Source organism: Anaerosporobacter sp., from assembly GCF_031551385.1.
Lineage (GTDB): Bacteria > Bacillota > Clostridia > Lachnospirales > Lachnospiraceae > Anaerosporobacter.
Window position 1 is genome coordinate 21469 of sequence record NZ_JAVBNS010000219.1, and the last position, 12496, is coordinate 33964.

A 12496-nucleotide genomic window follows, 5' to 3' on the forward strand; every position below is an offset into this window, starting at 1 on the left:
TTTCTATAAAATTATATAACCCTAAAACTCTAATTTCTTCTCAATATATTCTTTTAAATCTGCAATCTTAACTCTTTCCTGTTCCATTGTATCACGGTCACGAACTGTAACAGAAGCATCTTCTTCTGATTCGAAGTCGTAAGTAACACAGAATGGAGTACCGATTTCATCTTGTCTTCTATAACGTTTACCGATATTTCCTCTATCATCGTATTCGCAGTTGAAGTACTTGCTTAAATCTGCATAGATTTTTTCTGCACCTTCTCCTAACTTCTTAGATAATGGAAGGATACCAACTTTAACTGGAGCTAATGCTGGGTGGAAATGTAATACAGTACGAACATCTCCTTCTCCGATTTCTTCTTCATCATAAGCACCGCATAGGAATGCTAATGTTACACGGTCTGCACCAAGTGATGGTTCAACAACATAAGGGATATAACGTTTATTCTGCGTATCATCAAAGTAACTCATATCTTCTTTTGATACGTTTTGATGTTGTGTTAAGTCATAGTCTGTTCTATCAGCGATACCCCATAACTCACCCCAACCAAATGGGAATAAGAACTCGATATCTGTTGTTGCTTTACTGTAGAAAGAAAGTTCTGCTGCATCATGGTCACGTACACGCATCTCTTCCTCTTTCATACCAAGGTTCTTTAACCAATCGATACAGAATTGTTTCCAGTATGCAAACCATTCAAGGTCAGTATCTGGTTCACAGAAGAATTCTAATTCCATTTGTTCGAATTCTCTTGTACGAAATGTGAAGTTACCTGGTGTAATTTCGTTTCTAAATGATTTACCAACTTGGCCAATACCAAATGGGATTTTCTTTCTTGAAGTTCTTTGAACATTCTTGAAGTTAACAAAGATACCTTGTGCAGTTTCTGGTCTTAAATAAACAGTATTCTTCGCATCCTCTGTTACACCTTGGAATGTTTTGAACATTAAGTTAAATTGACGAATATCTGTAAAGTTATGTTTACCACAAGTTGGACAAGCAATTTGATGTTCTTCAATGTATTTTGTCATCTCTTCATTTGACCACGCATCTACAGAACCTTCAATTGTAATGCCGTTTTCGCCCATATAATCTTCAATAACTTTATCGGCTCTGAAACGTTCTTTACATTCTTTACAGTCCATTAATGGGTCAGAGAAACCTCCTAGATGTCCTGATGCAACCCATGTTTGTGGATTCATAAGAATCGCACAGTCAACACCTACATTGTATGGATTTTCTTGAATGAATTTTTTCCACCATGCTTTTTTTACATTGTTCTTTAATTCTACTCCTAGGTTACCATAATCCCAAGTATTCGCAAGTCCACCATAAATCTCTGAACCTGGATACACAAATCCTCTCGCTTTGGCTAACGCTACGATTTTTTCCATTGTCTTTTCCATGTACTTATCCAACCTCTCAAATCTTTTTCTATATATTTTATATGATAATCATATATTTGTCCAACTTAATATTATTTCTTTTTTGAAAATACAATAACAGCAACATTTTCTTCATTCGATTGTAATACATTTTTATCCGTTTTTTCAACATTCGTATAATATAAGATCGTTCCATCAATTTTAATATCTAATGCTTGCTTAATAACAAGAACCATCGCATCACTATTACTAAGAGCAGTTTCCTTCGATACGGTACCACCATTTTTCGAATCTACAAACTCTAACATAGAAGTTATTTTTTCATCTTGCAATGCCTGTGATGTAGTAAGCAATTTCGCATCTATTCCATTAAATGTGGAATAGTCATCTATATCGTTATAATTGAATACAACACTTGCCTTTTGGTCAGCAACATGAATGGAATGCATCTCGATTTCATTCTCTCCATTCTTTTTATTGTAATCATTTATCTCTTCCTTAATAAAAACCTCTAACTCATCTTGGCTGTAATACTCTTTATCAAACGCTTCTACGATTGATGATTGGATTGTACTATCTTTTTTAATAACGATTGTATTCGTAGTAACATCTTCTGCAGTAATAGAAACTTTGTTTTTTCCACAACCAGTCATTGCTACAAGAAGCAGTATCCCTACCAATATAAGTGTAACCTTCTTCACTCACCACACCTCCTTTATTCTCTGTAATTGTACCCCTAACGAACACTATTTTCAACCTATAATTCGCTATAAAGATGCATAATCTATACCTTTTTATATCACATACTCACTTTTGATACGATTCAAATACATATACTCTATTCCTCTTTTCGTCTAAAAGTATAGTTCTCAAAGAATATCAAGCATCTCCAATGTCTTAAATTCCTTATCAATATACATATTCAAGTAATGTTTCATGCAATACCTAAGTTCTGCCAGTACCGAATCCGACACGGTAAATGTATACAGCTTCTCTATCGTTGATGCAATAATATATTGCATTGCATAGATTGTAGAATCTTGCAGATGCATCACACGTTGATCCTTTGTTTGGCAATCCGAGCAAAGCATTCCTCCACTAGATAGACTCAAAGCATTTAACTTCTCTTTTTTCCCACACTTAACACATTCAAATACTTGAACCGCTTCTCCATTCAATGTCATAATCTTTAACTCAAATATGTATCGAATCAGAGAATATGGTATCGTTCCTTTCATTAATGCCCGCAATGATTGATAAAGCAGTTTTAATATCAAGGATTCATCTGCATTCTCTCTTGTAATATAATCCGCAAATTCGCAAAAATACATTCCATACGTAACTGCCTCTAAGTTTGTACGAAGCTCTACAAAATAATTCTGTACATCGCAACTATTCACTTGGTAAGACGTTCGCCCTTCATATACGGTAAACTGCCCGAACGTAAACGGCTGTGAGCACGCAAGCAAGGCGCTATTTTGCTTTCTAGCGCCTTTTGCAAATGCTGTTATCTTGCCGCGTTCTTTTGTTAAAAGAACCACTCTCCTGTCATACTCACCAACTGGCATCGTCGCCAATACAATTCCCGTTACTGCAACTGGTGAAACCACGGTCTCCACCTTCTCTAACTTCATTATTTTCTTCTGTATCAGCCATATGTTCACTTGTGCAAGCAACATAATTCAAATAATCTGCGATAAATCCAGACTTTGCAAATTCTGACCAACAACTATTTTTCTTCATATTATTAGCGCCCCCTAATGTTATGTTCTTTTTAAACAGCACAATTACTGTTCTATTTATTAGGTTGCCCTTTTCTGTGCTACCTTATACGAATTAATCCATTTCTCGTTTATTATATCCGTAATTTTTGAGTAAGAAATCACTATCTCTCCAGTCCTTCTTAACCTTTACCCATAACTGAAGATTTACTTTCATATCAAGTAGATTTTCAATTTCTTGACGCGCAAGTGTTCCTATCTTCTTTAACATTGCGCCCTGCTTACCAATAATAATTCCTTTATGAGAATCTCTTTCGCATACAATTGTAGCATCAATGTCTACGATATTGCCTTTCTTACGTTCCTTCATACTTTCGATAGAAACAGCAATACCATGTGGTATCTCTTCATCAAGAAGGCGAAGTGCTTTTTCACGAATTAGTTCTGCAACGATTTGTCTCTCTGGCTGATCCGTAATGGTATCTTCATCATAAAACTGTGGGCCTTCTGGAAGATGCTCAAAGATTGATTTCATTAAGTTCTCTTTGTTCTCTCCATTTAATGCAGATACAGGGATGATTTCTGTAAAATTACAGATATCCTTGTATGCATCGATAAATATTAGGATTTCCTCTTTCTTAACCGTATCAATCTTATTAATTACAAGGATAATTGGAGTTTTCACACGTGTTAATTGCTCTGCAATATGTCTCTCCCCTGCTCCAATGAATGTTGATGGTTCTACTAACCATAGTATAACATCTACTTCATTCAATGTTCTTTCTGCTACAGTTACCATGTACTCTCCAAGCTTATTCTTTGCTTTATGAATACCTGGTGTATCAACGAAGATAATCTGACCGTCTTCACATGTATATACTGTTTGAATACGATTTCTTGTTGTCTGTGGTTTATTCGATGTAATCGCAATCTTTTGCCCTATAATTTGATTCATAAGTGTTGATTTACCAACATTTGGTCTGCCAATTAGTGTAACAAAACCTGATTTAAACGTTTCTCTCATTCGTGTATTTTTTCCTTTCACACTGCTTTTTCTCTATATAAGGCTCTTTATTTCGCCAAACATATCTGCATTATCTTGTAATTTTGTCTCGTTACCGATTACACATAAGTTGTTATCCGCAAGAACGGCTGAAACGATATCTGCTAAACCACGGATATCTTCCTTTGTTGCAGATAAAATCTCATCTCTTTCCTTTTGGAAATCGTCTGCTGTAATTCCACTTAGGTAAGCGGATAGAGAACGTCCACCCTTTGCCGCTGGATTTAATGGTGTATCTACGCTGCTGATTGTTCCTATAATGTATTTTGTCATATCACGGTCATCTACATCAAAATTCGATACATAGTCTACTGCCTGCTCATAAATCTTGTTTGTTTCTGTTAGGTTTGGATCACGGTACGATGTAAAATATCCATTTCCATCAATGCCAAATCCGCACATGGTTCCATATGCTCCACCTTTCACACGAATATTATTCCATAGATATTCAAAGCTTAGAATCGAGCGAAGTACTCGTAATGTTCCGATATAAGAGTATCCTTTTTCTCTATAATTACCGGAACGAGCAACATATTGGACTTTCGAAGCTGTTTTGAATCCTTCATTCAACTTGCTGCAATCAAATCTACCGAATGCGGTTGTAATCGGTGCATCGCTTAATTTCTCTACGAATGGTTTTATAAATGGTTCAAATTGACCATATCCTTCATCATCAGCAGTAATACTTAATAATACCGTATCTTTTCTAAATAAGCAATCCATAACTTGCTCTAAATTCTTCGAGATTTCCTCTTGTTTCTTATCAAAATCATTCACAAGCCCATCAATAAAGCGATAGAATGAGATTCCGTTTGTTAATTCTTCAAACATAGCTGTCTGCGAATAGTAAGAACTTGCACGATTCACGGCAACAGAATGCCCTGATGAATTCAATTTCATCTGAAGACGTGATTTAATCTCCATTAAAATCTCAAGCATTCTCTTTGCATTTCCAAGTTTACTCGTATGAATAATCTCTTCTACCAAATTCATAGCAACTTCTAACTCTTGGTACAACACCTTTACTTTAAATGCCATTACTGGTTTGAATTTCGTAGGTTCTTCTTTCTTTGTATAATTGCTGATAAATGTATTAATTCCACCTGTATGGATATTGATTTCATTCGATAATTCTAAGAAGCTGTGTTTTTCTGTATCCACATATCCTAAAACAGATGATAGTAATCCAATATAAGAAACTAACTCATTTGGCACATATTTTGCATCAAACAAGATTCTTATATATGCAATTTGATTTGTGAACATATCATGTTGTATCACTGTTGTGTCTTCAACAGTCTTCACTGTATTATAGATTGGCTGTGCCTCTTTCTTAATATCTTCTCTTGCAAGCAACGGAATTGTTTGTAATTCTTCTTGTGTTGATGGTTGCTCTTGGTATCTTGTTAATTCTTTTGTATTCTCAATAATCTGGTTTATCTCTTCTTCACTAAGACTTGCTTTATAGTTTGCAAGCTTTTGCTTCATCTCTTCTTCTACTTTTGTTGTCAATCCAATCTCTGGTTTTACAATAACAACACTTGCATGTGTATTGTCAATTAGATATCTCTGAATTAATTCTTCGAAGTAGCCACTTCCTATCTTTTCTTTTAAGAATTCAAATATTGCATTTGCCTCTACATGAACAAATGGTTTCGTATCATCATATAACCAGCTTCCAAGCACTTGAATACCATACATAAGTCCTTTTGGAAATTGTCCAAAATCCGCTTCTCTGTATTTAAATTCATAGAAATTAATTGCTGCACGTAATGCTTTTTCATCAATGCCGTCTGCTACAATTGTTTTCAATGTCTCTTGAATTACCGCTAGGAATTTATCTTTATCACTTTCATTCGCATTCTTCGCTATAATACTAAACATTGGTTGCATAACGCTATCATCATACTCACTAAGAATATCCTGACCAATATTCGCATCTAGTATTGCTTGCTTTAATGGTGCTCCTGGCGCACTTAACAATACATAGTCAAGTACTTTCATAGCCATTACCAATTTAGCATCTGTGGAAGAGCCTGCTACCGTATTATAACTTACATACGTATTATTCTCTTCTGATTCTTCTGCAGAGATAGAATATTTCGTTACTACTTCTATTGGCTTAGCAAATGGTTTTTGTGTCTCTATATGAGAATCTACGTTGATTTGTTCAAAATGTGCTAGATATTCGTTATCTAACCAATTTAATTTTTCTTCAATATCCATATCTCCATATAAATAGATATAGCTATTCACTGGATGATAATATTTCTTATGGAAATCCAAGAATTCTTCATACGATAAGTCTGGAATATTATCTGGGTCTCCTCCTGACTCTGTTCCATAAGCAGTATCAGGGAATAATGACTTTTTAATTAAACGAAACAGTACTTGCTCTGGTGAAGAAAATGCACCTTTCATTTCATTATATACGATACCATTAATCTTTAATTCATCTTCTTTGTTCTCTAACTCATAATGCCAACCTTCTTGTTCAAAAATCTGCTTTTTATTATAGATATTCGGATAGAAAACAGCATCCATATATACATGCATTAAATTATGAAAATCTTTATCATTGCAACTTGCAATTGGATAGATTGTCTTATCTGGATATGTGATTGCATTCAAGAATGTATTCAAAGAACCTTTCTCTAATTCAATAAATGGATCTTTCACAGGGAAATTCTTCGATCCACACAATACCGTATGCTCTACAATATGTGCTGCTCCAGTCGAATCAAGTGGCGGCGTTTTAAAACCAACACAGAATACTTTATTATCATCGTCATTCGACATTACAACAATACGAGCTCCACTCTTTTTATGCTTTAGTATAATTCCCAATGTCTTTAATTCTTCAACCGACTGTGATGTTGTAATTTCATATTGTGGCATACTACTTAATTCTTCAATGCTCTTTATATTCTTTGACATGTTATCAATTTCCTCCTAGTTTTTAGATAAACATTCTTGCCTATCTTTCATGTTATGGAACTACCTTATTTCTTCATAACTATAATTTTTTACCATTTCCTTAAATTATAGCATACTACTTACATTTTGTCACCAAAACGCCTTATTTAAACGCTTTTCTTAAATTTTTTTAATTGTTTTTTTAGTGTGATAAATTGACTTTTTTCGATTTTTATGGTAAATTATATATAGCTTTTCATTACGTCGACAGTCTTAATTTGAACTTTGTTTTAATTCGCCTATCGACTTTATCCAATAAGGATATGTGATTTGTCTAAATTTGAGAGGGAATACTACCCGCTATAATGTATTAGGAGGCACTATTTATGAAAAATGGTACAGTAAAATGGTTTAACGCTAGTAAAGGATTCGGTTTCATTACTGATGAAGAAGGAAAAGATATCTTCGTTCACTTTTCAGCCTTACAAATGGATGGATTCAAAGTTCTTGACGAAGGTGACAAAGTTGAATTCGATGTTGTTGATGGTGACAAAGGACCTCAAGCTACTAACGTAGTTAAACTATAAAATCAACGTGGTAATGCAAAAAAAAGATGGTGAATTTGATTCGCCATCTCTTTTTTTGTATTTTTACTCTAATTCGATATATTACTTGATTTGTTTTGCCTCTTTAACAATTAATGATTGTACGATTTTCAACTTAATTTTATGCCAAAAACCTCATTTGCCAGATTTTATCCAACAAATGAGGTTTTGCTATTTCTATATGATTGACATAAAATTAATGTTTAAAATGTCTCATTCCAGTAAACACCATTGCGATTCCGTATTCGTTACATTTCTTAATAGAATCTTCATCACGAATAGAACCACCTGGTTGAATAATTGCTGTGATTCCAGCCGCATGAGCTGCTTCAACACAATCATCAAATGGGAAGAATGCGTCAGATGCTAATACTGCACCTTTTGTTGCATTCTCGTCAATTAATTCTGCTGCATGTTCAATCGATTGTTTTGTTGACCATACACGATTTACTTGACCAGGTCCGATACCTACTGTTTGCTTATCTTTTGCAAGAGCGATACCATTTGATTTAACAAACTTAACAACTCTCCAAGCAAATCTCATGTCGTCCATTTCTTTTTCAGATGGAGCACGATCTGTAACTACTTGTAATTCTTCTTCGTTCATTAATTCACTATCGATTGTTTGAACAATAAGACCACCATTTACCTTTTTAAGATCATATGCATTCTTATCTTGTGGTACTTCGATATCTTTTAATTCAAGTACACGAAGGTTTTTCTTAGTTTGAAGTAATTCAAGTGCTTCTTTTTGGTAACTTGGAGCTACTAATACTTCAAGGAATACTGGTTTCATCTTCTCAGCAAGTTCTAAAGTTACTTCACGGTTAATTGTTACGATACCACCGTAGATAGAAACTTTATCTGCGTCAAATGCCTTATCCCATGCTACTACAATATCATCTGCACTACCAACACCACATGGATTTCCATGTTTACAAGCTACTACAGTTGGCTCAGTGAATTCTTTTAATAATTCAAGTGCGCCATTTGTATCATTGATGTTGTTAAATGATAATTCTTTTCCATTTAATTGAACCGCATCTGCAATAGAACCAACTTTCTTACCAATTTCTTTGTAGAAAGCTGCTTTTTGATGTGGGTTTTCGCCGTATCTCATATCTTGAACTTTTTCGAATGTCATTGTTAATGTTTCTGGAAGTTCATGATCATTTCTTTCATTCTTTAAGTAATTTGCAATCATAGTATCATAGTTTGATGTATGCATGAATACTTTTTGCATTAAGTAGAATTTTGTATCAAGTGAAACTTCTTTCTCTGATTTTAACTCTGTTAATACTGTTTCATAATCTCTAGGATCAACTACTACTGCAACATCTTGATAGTTTTTCGCTGCACTACGAAGCATTGTTGGTCCACCGATATCGATATTCTCAACAGCTTCTCCTCTTGTAACATCTTCTTTTAAGATTGTTGCTTTAAATGGGTATAAGTTAACAACTACGATATCAATTGTTTCGATATTCAAGTCTTCTAATTGTTTCATGTGTTCTGGTTTGCTACGCATTGCTAATAATCCAGCATGTACAATTGGGTGCAATGTCTTTACACGACCGTCTAAACATTCAGGAAAGCCAGTTAATTCTGAAATTTCAATAGCAGGAATTCCTTCGCTTTGTAACTTACTATAAGTTCCACCTGTTGAAATAATTTCAATACCAAGGCTTACAAGTTCTTTGGCAAATTCCACAATACCAGTTTTGTCTGATACACTAATTAATGCTCTCATGTTTTCTCTCCTTTGATTTGACTATACATTTTGTTACGTCGATAGGTCCACACCTTTTGTTTACCAAAACTTCTTCTTTTGCGTGTTTTAATTATTCTTGGTTTATTGGTTTGGTTTATAGAGTTGCAATAGAAAACCGCCTGGGTAACCAAAATAGTGTGGTTGCCCAGGCGGTCGGCTAGATATAATTATTCGTACTCCCTATGGGTGCTCCCATTTTCCGCCAGTCATACGAACCTCTATTGATACTATACTACATAAATTATTAAACTGCAAGCTCGTAATTTATTAGAAATTTTTATATTATATATAATTGTTATTTGCTATTCTCGTCTAACTAAAATAAACCAACTTCTCTTCTGGTTCTCCCGTCAACACTATACTCTTCGCATACAAAACAGGGCCTTCCCCTTTATACTCTTGTTGGAACTCTTTCCCAATCTCTGCTGTCACATTAACCCATTGCTTACTCACAAAGTTCTCTGCGCCTTCATATTTGCAGATAAATCCTATGAAGGCAACATCATCTGCACAACATGTCATTGCAAATCTTCCAGGTACTAATACTCCTTTTGTGAAACGGTCAGGTTTATATACATAACCACGAAACTTAATTGTTTTTCCTACATAGTTATCTAAATTATCAAGTGCATCCATATACCAAAGTCCGAAATCTTCGTCCTCTAGCGTTATAACAGGTGCATTGATGTCAAATGGCAACTCTTCTGGTTCTTCCTCGATTGCATCACCATGGAATCCTTCAAAATACACTTGCGCTCTTCGATTTACCGCTTTTACATTTCTTCTACAGAAAGATTGATTTGTCTCATCTGTGGTACGATTAAATATTACCATATCCGTCATCTTGAATTGCTCTGCCATAAGAGAACGCATATTATTCATATATACTTCAAATGTTGTTGCATCTACTAACGTAATAATCTGAACAATCGTATAGGGATTTGGAAGTACTTCATTGATTAAACGATCCACTTTCCACATACCGTTGAATTCAATTAACACACGTGCTGGCTTATATGTTTTCTGAAGCTCAAACATTAATTCCTCTGTTAAATCTTCTTCCTCTTCTATTACAACCTTCACTATATTCAATTGCTCTAATTCTTTCTCATCATACTCTTCTTCTCCTTCTTCACAAGCAATAAGAAGAGAGAGTCCTCCATCTAGGAAATCTTTATCTTGGATTGTTTCTGTAAGAAATGAAGTCTTGCCACTTTCTAAAAATCCAGAAATCACATAAACAGGTATCTCAGCCATAATACGAAATGTGCCCCTTTCTAAAACATAACGAATATATATCCTTCTTTTTTCTTTTCATTTATCCAACATGAAATAATTCTTCAATATCTTTTGTCTTTAATTCTGCTCCAATTACACATAATCTACCTGTATAATCAGCCGCCCCATGACGTATTTCAACTTCACCTGGTACTAAGTCAAAATGTAACCATGTATTATCTGTGCTTGGAACAATCCCCTTCGCACGTAACACCATACCATATGAATCCGTATTCGCAAGTTTCTCAAGAATCTCTCTTAACTCTGCCTCTTCATATTTGTGTGGCGTCTCCACACCCCAGCTCGTAAACACATCATCTGCATGATGATGGTGGTGATGTTCCTCACCGTGATTATGTCCGCAACATTCATGGTCATGGTCGTGATGATGGTGTTCATCATGGTGATGTCCACAACATTCATGGTCATGGTCGTGATGATGGTGCTCCTCATCATGGTGATGTCCACAACATTCATGGTCGTGATCGTGATGATGGTGCTCCTCGTCATGATGATGTCCGCAACATTCATGGTCATGGTCGTGATGATGTTCTTCATCATGGTGATGTCCGCAACATTCATGGTCGTGATCGTGATGATGGTGCTCCTCATCATGGTGATGTCCACATGTTGGACAAATTTCTTCACTTTCTAATAATTCCTTCGCAAGGTCAGTTTTTCTCTCCATTGCTTTTAGAATTGTCTCACCAGTAATCTCTTCCCATGGTGTTGTAATAATTACTGCATTTTCATTATGCTCTTTTAATGCTTTTACACAAGTATCTAACTTCTTCTCTGTTGTAGCCTGTGTACGGCTAAGAATAATAGTACTTGCATTTTCTACTTGATTATTATAGAACTCACCAAAGTTTTTCATATACACTCCACATTTGTTCACGTCCGCAACCGTTGTAAAACTATTTAACGTAATAGAATCATTCTCTTCTTTTACTTTTTGTACTGCATTAATTACATCAGATAATTTACCAACCCCTGAAGGTTCAATAATAATTCTCTCTGGAGCATATTTTGTAATTACTTCTTGAAGGGCTGTCCCAAAATCGCCCACTAACGAACAGCAGATACAGCCTGAATTCATCTCTGTAATTTCGATACCTGCTTCCTTCAAAAAACCTCCATCAATACCGATTTCACCAAATTCGTTTTCAATTAAAACTAGCTTTTCACCTTTAAAAGCCTCTTCTATTAACTTCTTAATTAGAGTTGTTTTACCAGCTCCTAAAAATCCTGATATAATGTCTATCTTAGTCATATTCTAAATGTACTCCTTTCAATAACTTAAGAATCCATGAAACATACAGACTCCTAATTCAACTATACTCTTCTTATCATGCCACATCAACGGCACAAACACTCTACAAAGAATGCGTCCTTTACATTCTTCCAATTTGAACAACTACACTAATTGATACTATAGCACTTCTTCTCAAAATATGCAAATTCTAGCGTAGAAACCTTGACTTGTTATTTCTAACTATGCTATCATTCCATTATTCTACTACTTATTTTAAATACTAGCGAAATATCTATAGTACTTCTTGGTGTATGCTGTATAAACTAGAAAGGCGAGGCATGGACGCCGAGCCAGCCTGAGCTGAGGCAGGATGCCGAATCGAGGGCGTTTCCGTAACTTTTGGATATTTTATCTGTATACACCTAGAAGTACTTAGATGTGTCGCGTGTTTTGTGTTAATGTACGTGAAGCAAGAAGCATACACAACATAAATTGAGT

The 12496-nt window shown here is 35.0% G+C and carries 10 protein-coding genes and 1 riboswitch; of the genes, 1 reads left to right on the forward strand and 9 read right to left on the reverse strand.

Annotated elements, in window-relative coordinates; translation table 11 throughout:
• Nucleotides 1-21: 21 nt before the first annotated feature.
• The 6 genes from RMR19_RS16820 to RMR19_RS16845 all read right to left on the reverse strand — a co-directional run bounded on the left by RMR19_RS16820 (nt 22) and on the right by RMR19_RS16845 (nt 7110).
• On the reverse strand, nt 22-1410 hold the full coding sequence (locus tag RMR19_RS16820) for a glycine--tRNA ligase (RefSeq protein ID WP_310604662.1): 1389 nt from the start codon (nt 1408-1410) through the stop codon (nt 22-24).
• A gap of 71 nt (nt 1411-1481) precedes the next feature.
• The gene (locus RMR19_RS16825) at nt 1482-2090 is read right to left on the reverse strand and encodes a hypothetical protein (RefSeq protein ID WP_310604663.1); all 609 of its coding nucleotides are present in this window, start codon (nt 2088-2090) and stop codon (nt 1482-1484) included.
• 168 nt (nt 2091-2258) lie between these two features.
• A complete protein-coding gene (recO, locus tag RMR19_RS16830; protein ID WP_310604664.1) occupies nt 2259-3023 on the reverse strand; it encodes a DNA repair protein RecO in 765 nt (254 codons plus the stop codon).
• The gene (locus RMR19_RS16835; RefSeq protein WP_310604665.1) at nt 2944-3132 is read right to left on the reverse strand and encodes a hypothetical protein; all 189 of its coding nucleotides are present in this window, start codon (nt 3130-3132) and stop codon (nt 2944-2946) included. Before RMR19_RS16835 ends, recO begins: the two co-directional genes overlap by 80 nt.
• Nucleotides 3133-3225: 93 nt before the next feature.
• The gene (era, locus tag RMR19_RS16840) at nt 3226-4134 is read right to left on the reverse strand and encodes a GTPase Era (protein ID WP_310604666.1); all 909 of its coding nucleotides are present in this window, start codon (nt 4132-4134) and stop codon (nt 3226-3228) included.
• Between the two features lie 33 nt (nt 4135-4167).
• The gene (locus tag RMR19_RS16845) at nt 4168-7110 is read right to left on the reverse strand and encodes an insulinase family protein (RefSeq protein ID WP_310604667.1); all 2943 of its coding nucleotides are present in this window, start codon (nt 7108-7110) and stop codon (nt 4168-4170) included.
• Nucleotides 7111-7475: 365 nt separating this feature from the next.
• Between RMR19_RS16845 and RMR19_RS16850 the strand changes: the two genes are divergently transcribed.
• On the forward strand, nt 7476-7676 hold the full coding sequence (locus tag RMR19_RS16850) for a cold-shock protein (protein WP_073288025.1): 201 nt from the start codon (nt 7476-7478) through the stop codon (nt 7674-7676).
• 214 nt (nt 7677-7890) lie between these two features.
• Here the strand turns inward: RMR19_RS16850 and purH are convergent, their stop codons facing one another.
• The 3 genes from purH to RMR19_RS16865 form a co-directional block, all read right to left on the reverse strand.
• Complete coding sequence (gene purH / locus RMR19_RS16855) at nt 7891-9444, reverse strand: bifunctional phosphoribosylaminoimidazolecarboxamide formyltransferase/IMP cyclohydrolase (RefSeq protein ID WP_310604668.1); 1554 nt, start codon at nt 9442-9444, stop codon at nt 7891-7893.
• A 157-nt stretch (nt 9445-9601) separates the two neighbouring features.
• A riboswitch (ZMP/ZTP riboswitch) is annotated at nt 9602-9685 on the reverse strand.
• Nucleotides 9686-9777: 92 nt separating this feature from the next.
• Entirely contained in the window at nt 9778-10722 is a 945-nt protein-coding gene (locus RMR19_RS16860; RefSeq protein ID WP_310604669.1) for a TIGR03943 family putative permease subunit, read from the reverse strand.
• 61 nt (nt 10723-10783) lie between these two features.
• Nucleotides 10784-12016, reverse strand: coding sequence for a GTP-binding protein (locus tag RMR19_RS16865; protein WP_310604670.1), 1233 nt, complete (start codon nt 12014-12016; stop codon nt 10784-10786).
• Between the last annotated feature and the right edge of the window lie 480 nt (nt 12017-12496).